The sequence below is a fragment of the Paenibacillus sp. p3-SID1389 genome (assembly GCF_025151705.1).
GTDB lineage: Bacteria > Bacillota > Bacilli > Paenibacillales > Paenibacillaceae > Fontibacillus > Fontibacillus phoenicis.
The window spans coordinates 13,239-32,723 of sequence record NZ_JALXVO010000021.1; the positions used below are offsets into that span (position 1 = coordinate 13,239).

21 protein-coding genes are annotated in these 19,485 nt (G+C 51.9%); 20 read left to right on the forward strand and 1 reads right to left on the reverse strand.

Annotation, left to right across the window (positions count from 1 at the left end):
• Positions 1-29: 29 nt before the first annotated feature.
• The 3 genes from rsgA (at position 30) to spoVM (ending at position 1,843) form a co-directional block, all read left to right on the forward strand.
• Complete coding sequence (gene rsgA / locus M3G15_RS10760) at positions 30-944, forward strand: ribosome small subunit-dependent GTPase A (protein WP_009225257.1); 915 nt, start codon at positions 30-32, stop codon at positions 942-944.
• Positions 945-948: 4 nt separating this feature from the next.
• The gene (rpe, locus tag M3G15_RS10765) at positions 949-1,623 is read left to right on the forward strand and encodes a ribulose-phosphate 3-epimerase (protein WP_009225258.1); all 675 of its coding nucleotides are present in this window, start codon (positions 949-951) and stop codon (positions 1,621-1,623) included.
• Positions 1,624-1,762: 139 nt separating this feature from the next.
• On the forward strand, positions 1,763-1,843 hold the full coding sequence (gene spoVM, locus M3G15_RS10770) for a stage V sporulation protein SpoVM (protein ID WP_036621610.1): 81 nt from the start codon (positions 1,763-1,765) through the stop codon (positions 1,841-1,843).
• A gap of 158 nt (positions 1,844-2,001) precedes the next feature.
• On the opposite strand, the gene rpmB is transcribed toward spoVM, so the two are convergent.
• Positions 2,002-2,190 (reverse strand): 50S ribosomal protein L28, encoded by a 189-nt coding sequence (gene rpmB, locus M3G15_RS10775; RefSeq protein ID WP_009225259.1) that lies wholly within the window; start codon positions 2,188-2,190, stop codon positions 2,002-2,004.
• 211 nt (positions 2,191-2,401) lie between these two features.
• On the opposite strand from rpmB, the gene M3G15_RS10780 reads away from it, so the two are divergent.
• The 17 genes from M3G15_RS10780 (at position 2,402) to M3G15_RS21510 (ending at position 19,354) form a co-directional block, all read left to right on the forward strand.
• The gene (locus M3G15_RS10780) at positions 2,402-2,761 is read left to right on the forward strand and encodes an Asp23/Gls24 family envelope stress response protein (RefSeq protein WP_009225260.1); all 360 of its coding nucleotides are present in this window, start codon (positions 2,402-2,404) and stop codon (positions 2,759-2,761) included.
• 15 nt (positions 2,762-2,776) lie between these two features.
• Entirely contained in the window at positions 2,777-4,552 is a 1,776-nt protein-coding gene (locus tag M3G15_RS10785; protein WP_260070897.1) for a DAK2 domain-containing protein, read from the forward strand.
• 25 nt (positions 4,553-4,577) lie between these two features.
• The gene (locus M3G15_RS10790) at positions 4,578-5,450 is read left to right on the forward strand and encodes a DegV family protein (protein ID WP_260070898.1); all 873 of its coding nucleotides are present in this window, start codon (positions 4,578-4,580) and stop codon (positions 5,448-5,450) included.
• A gap of 334 nt (positions 5,451-5,784) precedes the next feature.
• On the forward strand, positions 5,785-7,836 hold the full coding sequence (gene recG / locus M3G15_RS10795) for an ATP-dependent DNA helicase RecG (RefSeq protein ID WP_260070899.1): 2,052 nt from the start codon (positions 5,785-5,787) through the stop codon (positions 7,834-7,836).
• Positions 7,837-8,160: 324 nt separating this feature from the next.
• Positions 8,161-9,066: an N-acetylmuramic acid 6-phosphate etherase gene (gene murQ / locus M3G15_RS10800; RefSeq protein WP_260070900.1), complete on the forward strand. Its 906-nt coding sequence runs from the start codon at positions 8,161-8,163 to the stop codon at positions 9,064-9,066.
• Between the two features lie 43 nt (positions 9,067-9,109).
• Positions 9,110-10,561, forward strand: coding sequence for a PTS transporter subunit EIIC (locus tag M3G15_RS10805; protein WP_260070901.1), 1,452 nt, complete (start codon positions 9,110-9,112; stop codon positions 10,559-10,561).
• 107 nt (positions 10,562-10,668) lie between these two features.
• Entirely contained in the window at positions 10,669-11,529 is an 861-nt protein-coding gene (locus M3G15_RS10810) for a MurR/RpiR family transcriptional regulator (protein WP_036645262.1), read from the forward strand.
• A 104-nt stretch (positions 11,530-11,633) separates the two neighbouring features.
• On the forward strand, positions 11,634-11,924 hold the full coding sequence (locus M3G15_RS10815) for a stage VI sporulation protein F (RefSeq protein WP_009225267.1): 291 nt from the start codon (positions 11,634-11,636) through the stop codon (positions 11,922-11,924).
• A gap of 226 nt (positions 11,925-12,150) precedes the next feature.
• The gene (locus M3G15_RS10820; RefSeq protein ID WP_260070902.1) at positions 12,151-12,828 is read left to right on the forward strand and encodes a TetR/AcrR family transcriptional regulator; all 678 of its coding nucleotides are present in this window, start codon (positions 12,151-12,153) and stop codon (positions 12,826-12,828) included.
• The gene (map, locus tag M3G15_RS10825) at positions 12,825-13,571 is read left to right on the forward strand and encodes a type I methionyl aminopeptidase (protein WP_260070903.1); all 747 of its coding nucleotides are present in this window, start codon (positions 12,825-12,827) and stop codon (positions 13,569-13,571) included. The genes M3G15_RS10820 and map overlap by 4 nt, the downstream gene beginning before the upstream one ends.
• Positions 13,572-13,773: 202 nt before the next feature.
• The gene (locus M3G15_RS10830; RefSeq protein WP_260070904.1) at positions 13,774-14,160 is read left to right on the forward strand and encodes a YhjD family protein; all 387 of its coding nucleotides are present in this window, start codon (positions 13,774-13,776) and stop codon (positions 14,158-14,160) included.
• A complete protein-coding gene (locus M3G15_RS10835) occupies positions 14,157-14,546 on the forward strand; it encodes a YhjD family protein (protein WP_260070905.1) in 390 nt (129 codons plus the stop codon). The genes M3G15_RS10830 and M3G15_RS10835 overlap by 4 nt, the downstream gene beginning before the upstream one ends.
• Entirely contained in the window at positions 14,543-15,787 is a 1,245-nt protein-coding gene (locus M3G15_RS10840) for a DNA polymerase IV (protein WP_009225272.1), read from the forward strand. The genes M3G15_RS10835 and M3G15_RS10840 overlap by 4 nt, the downstream gene beginning before the upstream one ends.
• The gene (locus tag M3G15_RS10845) at positions 15,784-16,119 is read left to right on the forward strand and encodes a YolD-like family protein (protein ID WP_009225273.1); all 336 of its coding nucleotides are present in this window, start codon (positions 15,784-15,786) and stop codon (positions 16,117-16,119) included. The genes M3G15_RS10840 and M3G15_RS10845 overlap by 4 nt, the downstream gene beginning before the upstream one ends.
• A 245-nt stretch (positions 16,120-16,364) precedes the next feature.
• Positions 16,365-16,742, forward strand: a complete 378-nt coding sequence (locus M3G15_RS10850; protein ID WP_009225274.1) for an ArsR/SmtB family transcription factor — start codon at positions 16,365-16,367, stop codon at positions 16,740-16,742.
• Positions 16,732-18,870 carry a heavy metal translocating P-type ATPase gene (locus tag M3G15_RS10855; RefSeq protein ID WP_197186641.1) on the forward strand — a complete coding sequence of 713 codons (2,139 nt, stop codon included), beginning with the start codon at positions 16,732-16,734 and terminating at the stop codon, positions 18,868-18,870. The genes M3G15_RS10850 and M3G15_RS10855 overlap by 11 nt, the downstream gene beginning before the upstream one ends.
• 178 nt (positions 18,871-19,048) lie before the next feature.
• Complete coding sequence (locus M3G15_RS21510) at positions 19,049-19,354, forward strand: class I SAM-dependent methyltransferase (RefSeq protein ID WP_311202271.1); 306 nt, start codon at positions 19,049-19,051, stop codon at positions 19,352-19,354.
• Positions 19,355-19,485: the final 131 nt, after the last annotated feature.

The following is a 19,485-nucleotide window of genomic DNA, read 5'->3' on the forward strand; positions in this document are numbered from 1 at the left end:
AGACCGATATGAAAGCGAGGCCGGCGGATATGCCTGAAGGCTTGATTGTGAAGGCATTAAGCGGATATTACTACGTGAAGCCGGCGACGGCACAGGACGGGGCAGCGGATGCTTATATCCAGTGCCGCGGACGAGGGATTTTTAAGAAGAAAGGCATTACTCCCTTGGTAGGCGACAGGGTGGTCTATTCCCCCACCGAAAACGGGGAAGGCACCGTGGACGAAATCCTGCCAAGGGAAACCGAGCTGATCCGTCCGCCGATCGCCAACGCCAAGCTGGCGGTGCTGCTGTTCTCCCTGCGGGAGCCGGATCTCAATTTGCAGCTGCTGGACAAGTTTCTGGTGCATATCGAGCACGCTGGTCTGCAAGCATTGATCTGCCTCACCAAGGAGGATTTGCTGGAGGAGGACGGGGCGGAAGAAACTCCCGAAATCATTCGCCAGGTCAAAGCAATGTATGAATCAATCGGCTATGAGGTCATTGTCACCAGCTCCGTGACCGGGATGGGAACCGAGGAGGTAAAATCCCGTTTGGCTGGGGAGATCAGCGTCTTCTCGGGGCAGTCGGGGGTCGGAAAATCCTCGTTGCTTAACGCGATGCTCGGGTTATCGCTGGAGACAAGTGAAATCAGCCTCAAGCTGGGCCGGGGACGTCATACGACGCGGCATGTCGAGCTGATTGAGCTGGAGAACGGTGGTTACGTGGCTGACACCCCGGGCTTTAGCCAGCTGGATTTTCTCGAGTTAGGGATCGAGGAGTTATCCAGCTGCTTCCGGGAATTTGCCGATTACGCGGAGGGCTGTAAATTCCGCGGCTGCAGCCATTTGCATGAGCCGGGCTGCAAGGTCAGAGAGGCTGCGGACAATGGAGAAATCGCCGCCAGCCGTTATGAGCATTATGTACAGTTCTATGAAGAGATGAAGGACAAGAAGCGGAGGTATTGACGTCATGAGCAACAACATCTATATCGCGCCGTCGATTTTGTCGGCGAATTTCGCCAAGCTGGGCGAGGAGGTCGCTGACGTAGAGCGGGGAGGCGCTGACTGGCTGCATGTGGACGTGATGGACGGCCATTTCGTCCCGAACCTGACGTTTGGTCCGCTGGTGCTGCAAGCGATTGCTCCGCAGACCAAGCTGCCGCTGGACGTCCATCTGATGATCGAGAAGCCCGAGGAATATATCCCGGCCTTTGCCAAAGCGGGCGCGCATCTTATCACCGTACATGCGGAAGCTTGCGTGCATCTGCACCGGGTGCTGCACCTGATTAAGGAGCAAGGGGTTAAGGCGGGCGTGGCGATTAATCCAGCCACACCGGCTTCGGCCGTTCGCGAGGTGCTGGAGGACGTCGATCTCGTACTTGTGATGACGGTAAATCCCGGCTTTGGCGGACAGGCGTTTATTCCGGGAACGCTGCGCAAAATTCGGCAGCTGAAGGCCTGGAAGGATGAGCTGGGCTTAAACGATTTGCGGATTGAAGTGGACGGCGGGATCGCCGCTGCGACGGCGCCGCTGGTTGTAGAAGCGGGAGCGGATGTGCTGGTTGCCGGCAATGCGGTGTTTGGCCAAGCTGACCGGCGTGCTGCGATGGCAGAAATCCGCGAGAGCCTGGCCGGATTGGCATAGGCGCTTCAAGATGCGCATACATTGGTTACATGAGCGAAGGTTCTCATGTAGCCTTTTTTTTTGTGGCGGGAATACACGAGTAAATGACATCAAACATAGAATATGGGTGAAGGCATGAGCACGATGGGGAGGGTGAACGATGAAATTTTACACATTCAAGCTGCCTAAGTTTTTGGGAGGATTCGTTAAGGCGGTACTGAACACGTTTCACAAGAACTAGCGGGCGGGGCCTGAGAACCCGCCCCAAGCAGCGGAAGAGCGCGCCTGGCGGTTCCCGCCATCAAGGATTGCTTGGGCCGCTGACTTCAAGGGAAAAAGCGCAGTAAAAAAGCACCTCCATAGGAAAAGGTGCTTTTTGTCTATAATTCGTCCCGTCTGTTACACGCGGGTCACTTTACCGGATTTCAAAGCCCGAGTGCTAACGTATACGCGTTTCGGTTTGCCGTCTACCAAGATCCGGACCTTCTGCACGTTTACGCCCCAAGAGCGCCGATTGCGATTGTTTGCGTGAGATACATGGTTACCGCTGCCTGGCTTCTTGCCAGTCACATAACATTTGCGAGCCATTCATTACACCTCCTGTTCCAGATACACCTGTCTTGAAAATAACACTAACAATACAATATCACGGTTATTGACAATACTTAAATATAATATCACAGTAAAAAAAGCTCCGTCAACAGCTATTGACGTTCGACTCTTTTATTTATTTCTCTCTGGTCTTATAGTACAATATAGTTTAGTCCATAATAATTTCTATGGAAGGAGTGAGATAGGCGTGGCTGTAAATCTTACGACCAAATATGGACGAATCGATATTTCGGAGGAAGCCATTAAGGTGATCGCCGGATCGGCCGCCATGGAGTGTTATGGACTGGTTGGAATGGCAAGCCGAAAGCAGTTGAAGGACGGCATTGCCGAATTGCTGGGGCGCGAGAATTTGGCCCGGGGTGTGGAAGTGAACCTGGATAATCATCGATTAGCTATTTATCTTTATATTATAGTCAGTTATGGCACGAAAATTTCCGAGGTCGCACACAACATACAGCTCAAAGTGAAATACGTACTAAGTGAAATCGTTGGACTCGAAGTGGATCAGGTGAATATCGTAGTCCAAGGTGTACGCGTATCAAGCTAGGAAGGGGAATTTTCATTGAGTAAGCGTTCTTTAACTGGAACAGATTTCACCGCTATGGTATTGGCAGGCGCAAAGCGGCTGACAGAGCATGCTGAGCACGTCAATTCCCTGAACGTATTCCCGGTACCCGATGGGGACACCGGAACGAATATGAATTTGACGATGACCGCCGGCGTAACGGAATTGAAAGATCACGGAACCGGGGGTTTGGGCAGCAGAGCAGCCACTTTATCCAAAGGCCTGTTGATGGGCGCACGCGGGAATTCCGGCGTGATCTTGTCCCAGCTGTTCCGCGGCTTTAGCCGTTATGCTGCATCATTGGAAGAGATGAATGCAGCTCAATTTGCCGCCGCTCTACAAAGCGGGGTAGATACCGCTTATAAAGCGGTCGTCAAACCGGTGGAAGGCACGATCCTGACGGTGGCGAAGGAAGCCGCCAAGCATGCCGTCTATTATTCGCGCAGAACAACGGATATCACGGAATTGATGAGCGAGGTGCTGGCCAAAGCGAAGGAAGCGCTCGCGAATACGCCGGAGCTGTTGCCGGTGTTGAAACAGGTTGGCGTCGTGGATTCGGGCGGTCAAGGACTTGTTTATATTTATGAAGGATTTTTACAATGGCTGCAAGGCGGCGCCAGCAGTGAAGCCGCAGCGACATTGGGACAAGCCCCCGCACCAGTTGCCAAACCAGAGCAGCGTGCTCAAACGGCCGTACCGGTGCATGCTCCAGCTTCGGCACAGGCCAAGCTCGAAACAGAGGATATCGAATACCTCTATGACATGGAATTTTTCATTAATCGAAAAATCGGTGAAATCAAGGATGCTGTTTTTGACGAGGATCAGTTCCGGAAAGCGCTTTCGGTCAATGGGGATTCGATTATCGTGATCGCGGACGACGAGATCATCAAAGTCCATGTCCATTCCAAAACGCCGGGCGACGTGCTGAATCTGGCGCTGCGTTACGGTGAAATTACACAAATTCATATCTTGAACATGCGTGAGCAGCACCGGGATCTGTTGATTGCAGGGATGGATGCCGCGCCGCCGATGCCGGAGCTGTTCGCCGAAATTCCGGCAGAACCGGCCCAACCGGTGGATCCGGCAGGGATTCCTGCGGATGAGCTGGCGCCTTATGGCTTTATCGCCGTTGCTTCTGGAGACGGGATTTCGGAAATTTTCAAGAGCTTAGGTGTGGATGTCGTCCTGTCCGGCGGGCAGACGATGAACCCAAGCACTGAAGATTTCGTGAAGGCGATCCAATCGATTTCGGCTCAGCACGTGTTTGTCCTGCCGAATAACTCGAATATTATTCTGGCTGCGCAGCAGGCACGTGATTTGCTTGAAGGGGAGCGCAGCGTGACGGTTATCCCAAGCAAAAGCATTCCTCAGGGGATTGCCGCAGCGTTTGCTTTCCAAGAAGAAGAAAGCGTGGAAGCCAACGCGGATAATATGCAGAACGCGGTGCAACACGTGAAGACGGGCCAAGTGACGTATGCGGTCCGCGACACGATGTTTGATGATTTGGAGATTACGGCAGGCCATTATATCGGTATTGCAGATTCTAAAATCGTGGCCACCGAAGAGGGCTTGCTGGAAACGAGTCAGGGCTTATTAGCCAAGATGCTCACTGGCGGCGATGAAATCGTGACGGTGCTGGCCGGTGAAGAAGCTGACGAAGAGATGACGAATGCGCTGGTGGCCTGGATTCATGAGGAGTATCCCGACGTCGAGGTAGAGGTCCATAACGGCGGGCAACCGATTTATTATTATCTGTTTTCGGTAGAATCCTAATCCCCATGAGAGGATGAAGATGCTTATGAATCAGGCTATCATTATTGCCGACAGTACGGCGGATATCCCGCAGGCGACCGTTTCGGAATACGGCATTCATATCGTACCGATGCGGCTGGCCTTCGGGGACCAATCTTATCTCGAAGGCATCGACATCACCGCGGAAGAGTTCTACGATAAATTGAGCAAATCGAAGGAACTGCCTACCACTTCGCAGACCTCGCCGTCTCAGTATGTGGAGGTTTACCGCAACTTGCTTGCTGCCTATCCCGGATCACCGATCATTTCGATCCATATCTCCTCAGGGATGAGCGGAACCTATCAATCCGCGGTGCTGGCGAAGGAGATGCTGGAAGAAGAGCTGGGTCATTCGGTAGATGTCACGGTCATTGACTCGCTGTGCGCGTCCTATGGCTTCGGCCTGCTGGTTGTACATGCCGCACGGCTGGCGAAGCAAGGGGCTTCGGTCGAGGAAATTCGAGCTGAGGTTGAGCGGCTCGGGAAGGCGCGTCGGTTGTATTTTCTCGTTGATACGCTGGAATACTTGCAAAAAGGCGGACGGATCGGTAAAGCCGCGGCAATCCTGGGCAACCTGCTGAACATTAAGCCGATCTTGTCGGTGGACCAGGAGGGCGTGATTTACGCTGTCGATAAAGTTCGAGGCCGCAAGAAGGCTATGGCCCGCGTCATCGAGTTGTTTGTGAATGATTTTGCCGGGGTGAAGGACATTAACGTGGCCGTTTGCGATTGCGTGAATCCGGAAGGCTCCGAGGAGATCCTGGCTCTGCTGCGGCAGCACTTTACGTTGCATGAGGTTGTCCGCAACAGCATCGGTGCCGTGGTTGGCACGCACGTAGGTCCGGGGACCGTGGCGACGTTTATTTGGCCGGCGAAGTGATGTTTGGAAGTTGCGGTGTGGGTGCGGTTGTGGCTGTGGTTGTGGCTGTGGTCCGTGGCCGTGGCTCTGGACGATTTTAACGGAACTGAGGGCCCTTATTTGACCATTTCCCGGCGATTTCCCGGTGTAACGGAACTCAGAGACCTTATTTGGCTCGAAAGGCTGATCATAAGCTGCTAAAGCTCCAAATAAGGTCTTTCCGTTCCGTTAGCCACAGTAATCGCTGCAAAAAGGATAAATAACGTCTCTCAGTTCCGTTAGGCTGCTGTCCGGGTTGCGTCTGAACTACGTGATCCGAAGATGCGTTTTTGAACTACCTCTATAAAGTGAGGGGATGAAGTTGGATTTACATCACATCCCCGTAAAGCAAGTCAGCGGCGTGAGCGCTCTTAAACAAGAAGAGCTTCACGCCTTTGGCATCTTTACGGTGAATGATTTGATTGAATATTATCCGTTCCGGTACGAGGATTACCGGCTGCGCTCCTTGACGGAAGTGAAGGATGGGGATAAGGTGACGGTGCAGGCCCAAATCATGGGTCTTCCGGTACTGCAACGGTACGGGCGGAAATCCCGCCTGACCTGCAAAATGATCGCCGATGACTGGATGTTTACGGCGACATGGTTCAACCGTCATTTCCTCAAGGATCAGCTGACGACGGGACGGGAGATTATCCTGACCGGCAAATGGGACATGCGCCGCAGCCAGCTGACGGTGTCGGAGTCGGAGTTCCCCGACCGCGGGACGCTCCGCAGCGGCAGTTTGCAGCCGGTCTATTCCGTAGGCGGCAAAATTACGCAGCAATGGATGCGTAAGACGATTGGACAAGCGTTGCAGCAATACGGGGAGATGATCCCGGAGATCCTGCCGCCCGAACTGCTTCGCAAATATGGGCTGATGCCCCGCAAGACGGCGATTTTGCGGCTGCACCAGCCGCAGGACAGCGAGGAGGGACAGCAGGCGCGGCGCCGCATGGTGTACGAGGAGCTGTTCTTGTTCCAACTCAAGCTGCAGGCGTATCGAGCGATGAACCACGAGCGGATGGACGGGGTAGCGCATGTGGTTGATAACGCCACGATTCGGGAATTTGTGCGTAGCCTGCCGTTTGAGCTGACCGATGCCCAGAAGAAGGTGGAGCTGGAAATTCTAAAGGATATGCGATCACCCTATTGCATGAACCGGCTGCTGCAAGGCGACGTCGGTTCCGGCAAGACGGTAATCGCCGCCATCGCCTTGTACGCGGCGGTGAAGTCCGGGCACCAGGGCGCCTTTATGGTGCCGACGGAAATTTTGGCCGAGCAGCATATGCGCTCACTGTCCCGGCTGTTTGAGCCGTTTGGCATCACGGTCGGTCTGTTGACCGGCAGTGTGACGGGGCGCAAACGCAAGGATTTGCTTGGCTCGCTGCAAATGGGGCTCACCGACATCGTGGTTGGTACGCATGCGTTGATCCAGGAGGACGTGTTTTTTCGGTCGCTGAGCCTGGTGATTACCGATGAGCAGCACCGGTTTGGCGTGAATCAGCGCAGCATTTTGCGGCGCAAAGGCTTTAACCCGGATGTGCTGACGATGACGGCGACGCCGATTCCGCGCACGCTGGCGATTACCGCCTTTGGCGATATGGACGTATCCACCTTGTCGGAGCGTCCGAAGGGGCGCAAGCCGATCACGACCTATTGGGTGAAGCACAGCATGATGGACCGCGTGCTTGGCTTTATTGAGCGGGAGGTGTCGCAAGGCCGGCAAGCCTACGTCATCTGCCCGCTGATCGAGGAGTCGGACAAGCTGGACGTGCAGAACGCGATCGACTTGTACGTGTCGATGCAGCAGGCGTTCCCGAACATGAAGGTCGGGCTGCTGCACGGGCGGATGACGGCGGCGGAGAAGGACGAAGTGATGCGCGCGTTCTACGAGAACGAGGTGCAGCTGCTCGTCTCGACGACCGTCGTTGAGGTCGGCGTCGACGTGCCCAACGCCACGCTGATGATCGTAATGGACGCCGACCGGTTCGGCTTGTCCCAGCTCCACCAGCTGCGCGGGCGTGTAGGCCGGGGGGAGCACGCGTCGTATTGCGTGCTCATCGCCGATCCGAAGTCGGAGGTAGGTCAGGAGCGGATGAAGGTCATGACCGATACGGACGACGGCTTCGAGGTGGCCCGGCGGGACCTGGAGCTTAGGGGTCCCGGGGATTTCTTCGGCACGAAGCAAAGCGGCGTGCCGGATTTTCGCGTCGCGGACATGGTCAGCGACTACGCGGTGCTGGAGGCGGCGCGGGACGATGCCGCCCGGCTGGTTGCGGGCGAAGCGTTCTGGACTTCGCCCGAGTACGGACCGCTGCGGGAATATCTGCGGCGGGAGCAGGTTTTTCAAGGTGAGCTGATCGATTAAATTGATACGGCAAGCAAGCATCAAACCGTTCGCGGGATCCGCGGACGGTTATTTTTTTGCACAAAATACATCATAAGAAAAACGTCTATCGATGTACATTCAAAGTTGACAGACCGCGTTTAAGCGGAAGTTTTTCTTGCGATATCAGGATGCCAATGCCCCGAAGTTTATACTTTCTGATAACTTAAAAAAACAGGAAGTAACACGATTTGATATATTATTTCAATAAAAAAGTAATATATTGAAATAAAATATCAAATAGATTATAATCATGTCGAAAGCACTTACAACTAGGATTGACGCAAACAAAGGAGTGTATCTTATATGCTGGAAAATCTGACAACCGAGGCGAGAAACGAGCGAACGATGCGCTTGGATGAAATGGAAGTGACCGAGCTGCTTACGGTGATGAACGAAGAGGACGCGAAAGTAGCCGGAGCGGTTAAAAAGGAAATTCCCAAAATCGCCCAGGCCGTGACTGCCATTACGGAGTCGCTCAAAAAAGGGGGCCGGCTGATTTATATGGGGGCTGGCACAAGCGGACGGATCGGTTTGCTGGATGCGGTGGAGTGTCCGCCGACATTTGGTACTTCCCCGGACCAGGTGGTTGGGCTGATCGCAGGCGGCAGCAACGCTTTTATCAAGGCCGTTGAGGGAGCGGAGGATCGGGCCGAGCTCGGTCGGACGGATCTGCAAAACCTCGGGCTTACCGCCAAGGATGCGGTCGTCGGAATCGCCGCGAGCGGTCGTACGCCTTATGTCATCGGCGGATTGGAATACGCCAAGCAAGTTGGTGCAAAGACGATTAGTATCAGCTGCAACAAGAATGCGGTGATCAGCACCATTTCTGACATCGCGATTGAGATCGAGAACGGTCCCGAGGTGCTGACTGGGTCGACGCGGCTTAAAGCGGGAACCTCGCAAAAGCTGGTCTGCAATATGCTGTCTACCGCGTCGATGATCGGCTTAGGTAAGGTTTACGGCAATTTGATGGTTGATGTTCAGCCCACCAATGAGAAGCTGGCCGATCGGGCGAAGCGGATTGTGATGGAGGCAACTGGCTGCGATGCATCAACCGCTGAGAACACCTTGCGCCTTGCCGAAGGGAAAGCGAAACCAGCGATCCTGATGATTTTGACAGGATGTTCGTATGAGGTAGCCTTGGAGAAATTGGAGGAGAACCAAGGGTTTATCGGTAAGGCTGCGAAGTCTGCGTCTGCAATACGTTGAAGAAACAAGTAAGACCATCCTATAGAGAGCAGGAGGCTTCCCAATGAGCAAATATGAAACTATGGCGAAACGGATCTTGGAATCCATCGGCGGTTCTGACAATGTGGAGCAATTTACGAACTGCATGACCCGGTTGCGGGTGTCGGTCCGGGACCGTAGCCAAATTGACGAAATCGGGCTCAAACAGATCGAGGGCGTACTTGGTGCGGTTGATGATGAGACGTATCAAGTAATCCTCGGACCGGGTGTTGTGAATAGTGTGGCGGAAGAATTTGGCAAACTTCTGAAAGAAGAGGGGCATGGCGGCCAAGGAGCAGCAGCTGGCGGCCAAACGGCGACGCTCCGCGAGGGCTCGGAGATCAAGGCAGAGCTCAAAAAGAAGAACAACACGCCTTTCAAAAATTTCTTGCGAAAAATCGGCAACATCTTTATTCCACTGATTCCCGCGTTGGTAGGGGCCGGGATTATCAACGGTATCGCCGGCTTGATCAATAACCTGATTACTTCCGGCAACGGGGCGGACTGGCTGCTTACGCTCCAACCGATTATTAGTGTCATTGGCTCGGCCTTCTTCGGGTATTTGACGATCTTTGCCGGGGGGAATGCCGCGAAAGAGTTCGGGGGAACGCCCGCGCTTGGCGGTGCCGTGGCCGCGATCATCGTTGCACCGGCGGTGGCGAATATCTCTTATACCTATCCCCTGTTTGGTGAAATTAAGCTGAATGCGGGGCAGGGCGGAATCATCGGGGCGATTTTGGCCGCAGGGCTGATCTCTGTGTTGGAAAAATGGATTCGTAAACGGATGCCGGCAGCGATTGATATCATCGTAACTCCTACCATTGCGCTGTTGCTTGCAGGCTTGGTTACCGTGTTCTTCCTGATGCCGGTCAGCGGTATTATCTCTCAAGGCATCGGACAGGTAACAACTTGGCTGTTGGCCCATGGCGGACCGCTGTCCGGCTTCGTTCTCGCTGCGCTGTTCCTGCCGCTGGTCATGTTCGGCTTGCACCAGGCGCTCATTCCGATTCATGCCGAATTGATTTCGCAGGTCGGATACACGGCGTTGCTGCCGATCCTGGCCATGGCGGGGGCGGGGCAAGTCGGCTCGGCGATCGCCATTTATATCAAGCTGAAGCATAACGCGAGAATGCGCAACATGATCAAAGGGGCGTTGCCCGTCGGATTTCTTGGCATCGGCGAACCGCTCATTTACGGGGTCAGCTTGCCTCTGGGCCGGCCGTTTGTAACCGCTTGTCTTGGCGGTGGGTTTGGCGGGGCTGTGCTTGGTTTGTTCGCGATGACGGGGAACTTCATCGGCTCGGTGGCGATTGGACCTTCCGGCCTCGTCCTGATCCCGCTGATTCAAGGCCCAATGGGAATCGGCATGACGATTCTCGGTTACTTGGCCGGGTTGATCGTCTCCTATGTCGCCGGATTCTTGCTCACGTATTTCTTTGGTTTTACAAAGCAGATGCTTATAGAGCATAATAGATAATACAAGCCAGCAGAGAAACGTTTGGCTGCCTTTAACCAGGCCGCCGCGTTTCTTTTGCGTTTTATGGGAATGGAAATAGCATCAGACGGATTGGGAATACGGAGGGGATGACCGTGACGACGGGAAGCGTACTTACGCAAATGGAGGCCATGCTGGAACAACTGCCTGAATCGGAAAGAAAGGCGGCCCAATATATTTTGACGGCTTCGGCGGAAGTCTCCGGCTTAAGTATCCATGCGGTCGCCGATAAAGCGGGGACCAGTGCGGCGGCGATTACCCGGCTATGCCGTTCGCTGGGGCTGAGCGGATTTCCTGATTTGAAAATGCGTTTGTCGGTCGATAATGCCAAACCGCAAAGACCAGGCTATTATGACATCGAACGCGGGGAGACGATTCAAAACGTCATTCAAAAGACGGTCTCCAACAGTCTCCAAGCCATTCAAGATATGATGCTTCACCTGCAGCCCGAACTGATCGAGCAGGTGGTGGACAGCTTCCGAGAGGCTTCCGTCATCCATATGTACGGGGTAGGCGCTTCGGCGATCGTCGCAGCGGATGCCGCACAAAAGTGGCTGCGCCTGGGGAAGCAAGCGTTCGCTCTGCAGGACGAGCATCTAATTGCGGCCGCGCTGGCCAGCGCTCCGCCGGGGGCCTTGTTTATGGGCATCTCTTACAGCGGGAACACCAAGGAAGTGCTGCAATTGTTCCGGGTTGCCCAAAAGTACGGCGTGCGCACCATCGGCTTGTCCCGTTTCGGCAATCATAAAGTAGCCGAGCTGGCCGATTTGATGCTGTACACGCCGCAGGCGCCGGAAGCGACCCTGCGTAGCGGGGCGTCCAGCTCGCGGTTGGCACAATTGGTCATGATCGATATTTTGTTCTTCGCGTACGCCTCGACGCAATACGAAGAGACGATCCTCAGGTTGAGTCAAACCCATGAGGCAACGGCGTTCCTCAAACAGAACTAGCGGCTTTCCCGCGTGCTTTTGGATTTTCAGGCACTATGGACAGCCTTACCGTCATATATTAGGGTTGAAGTCCGGAAATGACGGGACAGGAGGTGCTAGTCACGATGCCCAGCTATTATCAGTATGGAATCAGTCCGCAGCTGGTCGAACGGGTGAAGTTGAAAATGAAAAATCCGGCGATCAAAGAGCGGATGAAACAGGTCGTCGACGGCCTCACCCGCGCGGATTTGCAGGATCGCGTTAAGGTGCGCAGGCTCGTTAGAACGGCCGCTTCTGTGCTTGGCGAAAGATTGAGCGGCGTTCAGGAAGAGCAAATCGTCCAATTCGTCATCGATCAGCGAATCGACCCGCGGAATACGCTTCACTTGCTGCGCTTATGGGGAATGTTCCGCTAGAGCAAGCGCGCAGAGATGCGGCGGGACGGGTGATAAGGCCCTGGGGACCGGTACCCCGGCGGCCTTTTGCTATTTTCTCGGAGGGATGATCCGGGGCCAGGCGAGATAAGCTAAACGATACATGAGCGGGGCACAAAGCGCCGGGAGTCATTTCTGCTTGCCAATCTCCATGTTTTGTTTTATATTGACATGAGAGTAGGTCAAAAATAAAAGGAGGTTGTGGCGGATGACCCCGCGTACGAAGGAACAAAATGAAGAGATCAGGCTGCGCCGGCTTGCTCAAATTCGTGTCGCGGCCGCCGATGTGTTTCTTGAGAAAGGCCTGACGTTAGAGATTCGGGACGTGGCGACCAAGGCCGGGCTTGGTTACGGCACGGTCTACCACTATTACAGTAATAAAGGGGATCTGCTGCATGACGTGCTGTGGACGGCGATGGACCGGGCCGGGGAATGGATCGACCTGAGGACGGAGGAGCAGGAAGCGGCCGCCGATTCCCTTGTTGCGGCAGGTACCCGGCTGCTGAAGCTGTGGGCCAAGGATCACGGCGTTTATCTGTTGTATAAGCTGGCGGCGGATGGCTTCCAGCTGCCGGAAGCCCGGGCACTGCCGCTTGCGGAGACGTTCCGCCGCGAGGTGTTGCTGCCGTTCGCCGCGGTGCTGGAGCGCGGTTTGCCGCCGGGTTCCGGAGAGACCGCTGCGACTGCGAGCTTAGCGGCGGGACAAGGCGCTGGGGGAGAGGGCGTCCGTCAGGCGGAATTGTTGCTGGCTGCGCTGGCCGGCTGCGCCGGCTCTCCGCTGCGCCAAGGCACGCTGGACCACGAAGCGGCAGACATTGCGCGTCTGCTATTGTATCGGCTGTCGGAGCGAACCCGATGGACCCTCGAAGGAGTGAGAGCTGAATGATTATATTGAAATCGCCGCGGGAAATTGAAGAGATGAAACGGGCGAATCAGATTGTTGCGGATTGTCACCGGGAGGTCGCCAAAATGATTCAACCCGGGGTCACGACAAAGGAAATTAATGATTTTGTAGTCCGGCATATTACGAAGCTGGGCGGCAAGCAGTTTACGAAAGGATACAACGGGTTTCCGGCCGAAACCTGCGCTTCAGTAAACGATGTGGTAGCCCATGGTTTCCCTTCCGATCGGCCGCTGCAGAACGGCGATCTGCTTAAGCTGGACATCGTGGCGGAGGCGGATGGCTGGTTTGGCGATTCGTGCTGGTGTTATGCGGTAGGTCAGGTGAGTCCTGAGGCGGAAAAGCTGATGCGGGTGACGAAGGAATGTCTGGAGCTGGGGATCGCCCAAGCGATTCCAGGCAACCGGCTGGGCGATGTGACTTCAGCAATTCAGAAGCATGCGGAAGCGAACGGGTATTCCGTTGTGCGCGATCTGCTGGGTCATGGGATCGGACGTAGCCTGCATGAGGAGCCCAACTTCGAGCATGTCGGCGTAGCGGGTAAGGGCATTCGGCTTAAGGAAGGCATGGTGTTTACGATTGAGCCGATGATCAATGAAGGCACGTTCCGCATCATGATTGACGATGACGGCTGGACGGCGCGTACGGCGGACGGCAAATTGTCGGCCCAATTCGAGCATACGATCGCGCTGACGGCGGACGGACCGCTGATTTTAACAGCTCAATAAGCAGCAAGCAGGAAAGGAAGGCGGATGCCCAAAGTCCGAAGGGACAAGGGATCCGCCTTTTTTGGCATGCTTTCGCTCTGCCAAATTATCCAACATAAACCTGTTGCGAAAGGGAATGTTTGTTCGTATTATGAATATAATAGGAACAGACGTTCTGGTTAGAGGGTGAGCATATGACAGACAGCATGAAGAAGGGAGCCGCATGAGCCCTATTCCCTGGCAAACGCAGGAGGAAGCGGAGATGATCAAGCAATACGTGCTGCTTCCTCTGCTGCTTGATGTGCTGGAACGAGACCAGCGCGCGCTGGCATCCGCTTCGTTGAAGCTGCCGCAGGTATATAAGGGGCTGATCCGCTTGCTGCAGAACGCTGCGGTCGCCGACCTGGCCCGGGTGCGCCAAGGCATGCGTGAGCATGGACTGAAGGTGTTCGAAGAGCGGCGGACGAAGCTTGGGATTGAAGCCCGCTATTTATGCCGGGGGTATACGTACGAGTTCTCCATGCTGTGGGGATTGGTCAAGGCGGAACTGATCCGCCGGCTTTGCGCCTATCTGGGGATCGATGTGAGGAAAGAGGGGATGTTCTCATGAAAGGTATGCCCCCAGCACCCTTGGAGACAGAAGAAGATCTCCAGTTGGTCAAAGAATACATTTTACTCCCTGTTCTTTTGAATGTGTTGGAAAGGGATATGAAAGCATTGGGGACAGTAAAGCTAAAGATGGACGTTGTATACGTAAGAGCTTTACGAACTGCCCAAGATTTGATCACTGCAGACTTGACGTTGCTTCGGAAAAAAATGCGCGACAGAGGAATAAAAGTGTTCGAGCAACAACGTACTGAATTGGGCATTGAAGCCCGTTATTTGTGCAGGGGCTATCAACATAGATTTTCCATGCTTTGGAGCTTGGTGAAAGCGGAGCTTAATCAATATTTGAGTAAGTATCTTAACGTCGACTTAAGGAGCGACGGCCTATGAAAAGCGATAACAAAAGTCGAGTCATCATGCTGGCGGATTGTCAATCCTTTTACGCAAGTGTTGAGAAAGCGGCCCACCCCGAGTATGCAGACAAACCTGTTGTGGTTGCAGGAGACCCCGCGCGTCGTTCCGGGATTATCCTCGCCGCGTGTCCCCTTGCCAAGCAATATGGGATCACTACGGCAGAGAGGCTGGGAGAGGCACTTGCCAAATGCCCGGATCTTGTGGTCATTCGTCCCCGTATGGAGGAATACATCAGAGTATCCTTGCAAATTACAGAAATTTATCAATCCTACACGGACTTGGTAGAGCCGTACAGCATAGATGAACAGTATTTGGATGTCACGGGAAGCTTACAGCTTTTTGGCGGTCCTGATAAGATTGCGAGGAGCATTCAGGATAAAGTCATGAAGGAGACGGGCGTTCGTGTACGCATTGGAATTAGTGAAAATAAGGTGCTCTCCAAAATGGCCTGCGATAATTTCGCCAAACGTAATGCTTCGGGGATTTTTCACTTGCCTGTGAAAGATCTGCAAGAAGTGCTTTGGCCGTTGCCGATTCATCAGATGTTTATGGTGGGCTCCCGGATGCGCCGGCATTTAATGAAAATGGGGATATATACCATTGGCCAGCTGGCCCAGACTCCCCTGACCAAATTAAGAGCCAAATGGGGAGTGAACGGGGAAGTTCTGTGGCTCATTGCCAACGGCAAGGATCATTCCCCGGTAACGCCAAGTACACACGATTTGCAAAAAGCCATCGGCCATCAAATGACCCTTCCCTACGATTATTGGGAGTTTGACGATATCATGGTTCCCCTATTAGAGCTCTCAGAGTTAGTATGTCAACGAGCTCGAATGAAAGGCTATATGGGCTGGGTGGTTTCGGTAGGGTGTCAAGGAGCGGATTTTGATCACCCTTCCGGCTTCTACAGACAAATGAAATTACCCGACCCGACGAACCTCACGGATGAGGTGTTCCATGCAGCGAAAAAACTATTTAAACGACATTGGGATGGGTTGCCCATTCGAAAAATCGGGGTCACTCTAAGTCAATTGGTAAGCGATCAGGAATACCAACTTACTTTATTCAATGACCGCGAGGCAAAGTTAGCGTTGGAAAGAACCACTGACCGAATTAAAGAGAAATACGGAAGTACCGCGATCATGAGGGCCTCTTCTTTAAAAGCTTCGGGCCAAGCGCGGGATCGAGCGCAAAAAATTGGAGGACATTATAAATGAGTAAAAAACTGCAAGGAAACGGTCTATTCGAATCGTCCAGAATGATGCTTCCGGAACACAAGGAGGCTTACATCCTGCACCAGCAGAACTTGCGAAAGAGTCCGCCGCCACAATTAGATGATCAAGAAATGGAACGGATATCCATGCTCATTGCTGAATCAATGCAGCTCAGGAAAGAGGTAATTTTAGTATTATTCGGTGAATTTAATGTAACGGAAATAACAGGAGTCGTGACAAAAATTGATCTACAACAAAAAAACATCAAATTCACCCATGGCAATGATTTTCGCTGGATAAAGGTATCGGACATTATTGACGGTATGTGGAAATGATTTGTAATAAGGAAAACTTGAAGAGCTATCCTTAAAAGTCATCGCAGATGGCTTCCGGTATAGCTCTTTTTTACTGAAATATGCAAAGGTCTGAAAGGAGCCAATAGATACAGAGGAACAATTAGTGGATCTCGAACCTGAATATTTTAGATGCCCTTGCGAAATAATCAAATGAGTATTTGAATAATCGATGGATTTATTGTATGATGATAATCAAATATTGATTTGATTGTTGAGGTGAGGATATGAACAGGAAAGAAAAGGATTCATGTGAAATTTACTGTTACGACGAACCTAAAGTCCGAAAGGTACAAAATGCGCTCGAAAGACAAAATATTCAAGGCATGATTAAGATGTTCAAGGTTTTAGCTGACGAAACAAGAATGAAAATCGCCTTTGCCCTGTGCGAAGAGGATGAATTATGTGTTTGTGATGTGGCTAACATCATCGGCTCTTCAATGGCCACAGCCTCACACCACCTTCGCACCTTAAAACAGCTTGGCCTAGCCAAATACCGCAAGGATGGTAAATTAGTTTTTTATTCGCTGGAAGATGACCATGTTCGTCAACTGGTGCAGCTAGCTTCTACTCATTCGAGGGAGTTGATCATCAATGGAAAATAAAATTGAAAACACCGAAGATAAAAACGTCTACAGGGTTCAAGGCTTTACCTGTACGAATTGCGCAGGCATTTTCGAGAAAAATGTAAAAAATTTGCCGGGCGTAAAAGACGCGCAAGTCAATTTTGGAGCATCTAAAATCACCGTTTATGGAAGGACTACAGTTGAGGAATTGGAAAAGGCCGGCGCGTTTGAAAACCTGAAAGTTACACCTGAAAAGCAACGATCTATTGAAAAGAAAAAGCCTTTCTGGAAAGAACATTGGAACGTACTGCTTTCGGCTATCTTGCTTGTCGCAGGGTACTTATTAGGTGAGCAGTACGGTGAGGAAAGCATCTTATCCGCTATTTCTTACGCGGCTTCTATTATTATCGGCGGTTATGAATTATTTAAAAAAGGAATCAAAAATCTTTTCCGGCTTCAGTTCGATATGAACACCCTAATGACGGTCGCCATCATCGGTGCCGCGGCGATCGGAGAATGGGGCGAAGGCGCGACTGTCGTTATCTTGTTTGCGATCAGTGAAGTTTTGGAACGTTACTCCATGGAAAAAGCGCGTCAATCCATTCGTTCCCTGATGGATATTGCACCGAAGGAAGCTCTGATCCGCCGCGGTTCCGAAGAAATTACGGTAAACGTCGATGATATACAGGTTGGCGATGTCATGATTGTAAAGCCAGGTCAAAAACTTGCAATGGATGGTGTTGTTATTAAAGGAACATCAACCATTAACCAAGCCGCGATTACTGGCGAATCGGTTCCCGTGACGAAAACAATTGACGATGAAGTGTTCGCTGGTACATTGAACGAAGAAGGTTTGCTTGAAGTCAAAGTAACGAAGCGCGTCGAGGATACAACGATTTCTAAAATTATTCACCTTGTTGAAGAAGCTCAAGCTGAAAGAGCGCCATCTCAAGCGTTTGTTGACCGATTCGCGAAATACTATACACCTGCGATTATGATTTTGGCATTAGGTATTGCGGTTGTTCCACCTCTGTTCGTCGGTGCAGATTGGGGCGATTGGGTATATCGAGGATTAGCGTTGCTCGTCGTCGGCTGTCCTTGCGCATTGGTCATTTCGACACCTGTTTCGATTGTTACAGCCATCGGCAACGCGGCGAAAAATGGCGTTCTTATCAAAGGCGGCATTCACCTTGAGGAAGCCGGCAGACTATCCGCAATTGCGTTTGATAAAACAGGTACTCTGACGAAGGGGGTTCCAGAAGTAACAGATGTCGTTACTTTCGGAACGAAAAACGAAAATGAATTGCTTTCAATCGCGGCAGTTATCGAAAAAGGTTCGCAACATCCGCTCGCATCCGCGATTGTTCGTAAAGCGGAAAACCTCGGAGAAGACCTAACCCTAGTCGTTGAGGATTTCCAATCGATCACCGGGAAAGGTGTTAAAGCCAATGTAAACGGGGAATTGTATTACGTCGGTAGTCCGAAACTCTTTGCTGAACTTCATTCCGACATCAGCGTTGAAACGAATCAGCGCATTGAAGAATTACAAAAACAAGGGAAAACGGTTATGGTATTAGGCACAGAACAACAGATTCTTGCCTTAATAGCAGTCGCTGATGAAGTGCGTGATTCCAGTACAGTCGTAATTAAGCAATTACACGAAATTGGAATCAAGAAAACGATTATGCTTACGGGTGATAATCAAGCAACCGCCGAAGCAATCGGGCGGCGTTTGAATGTTACAGACGTTAAAGCTGATCTAATGCCCCAAGATAAATTAGATTACATCAAGCAGCTTCGTAAAGACTATGGTAATGTTGCGATGATTGGCGACGGCGTTAACGACGCGCCTGCGCTCGCGGCTTCAACGGTTGGTATCGCTATGGGCGGCGCGGGTACGGATACTGCCCTCGAAACCGCAGATATTGCTTTGATGGCTGACGATTTAAGCAAATTACCCTATACGATTCGACTAAGCCGAAAAACCCTTGCAATCATCAAGCAGAACATTACGTTTTCACTTGGTATTAAGCTCTTAGCTTTGGCTCTAATTGTCCCTGGATGGTTGACGTTATGGTTGGCCATTTTCGCAGATATGGGGGCCACGCTTATTGTTACATTGAATAGCCTTCGTCTGTTAAAAGTCAGAGGTAATAATCGGATATGAATAACCGTTGGAATAAAGTGATTTATCGGTTATGGGCACCCTTTTATGATTCTCTTTTCAATTCCGGTCCTTTTTTAAAGGCACGGAAAAAGATCTTTGAGAACCTCGACATTAAGCCTAAAAGCAAAAGTTCTTTTTGTTTGTAGGCGTCGGGACAGGAGCAGATTTGCAGTTCATTATGGACAAAAATATTTCTGTATCTGCAATTGACTTATCATCCGAAATGCTTGATCGAGCTAGGAATAAATATGACTCCCCCAATTTTAAGTTCATAGAAATGGATGCGCAAGAATTGACCTTTTCACCGGAATCGTTCGATATGGTTATTGCAAATCTGATCTTATCCGTTGTCCCCGAGCCGAATCGATGTTTTCAAGAAATGATTCGGGTTACGCGAGCTGGGGGGCGAATAATCATTTTCGATAAATTTGCCCCTCCCTCGCAGGATTTGCCGGTAATAAAAAAATCCTTCGTCCCATCGTAGCAACGATGGGTACGGACATCGGACGACATTTCGAACAAATCATCATGCCGTATGAGAAACATATTCGAGTGGAGGAAGATGCATCAGCATTGTTTAACGGAATGTATCGAAAAATTATATTACAAAAAGTA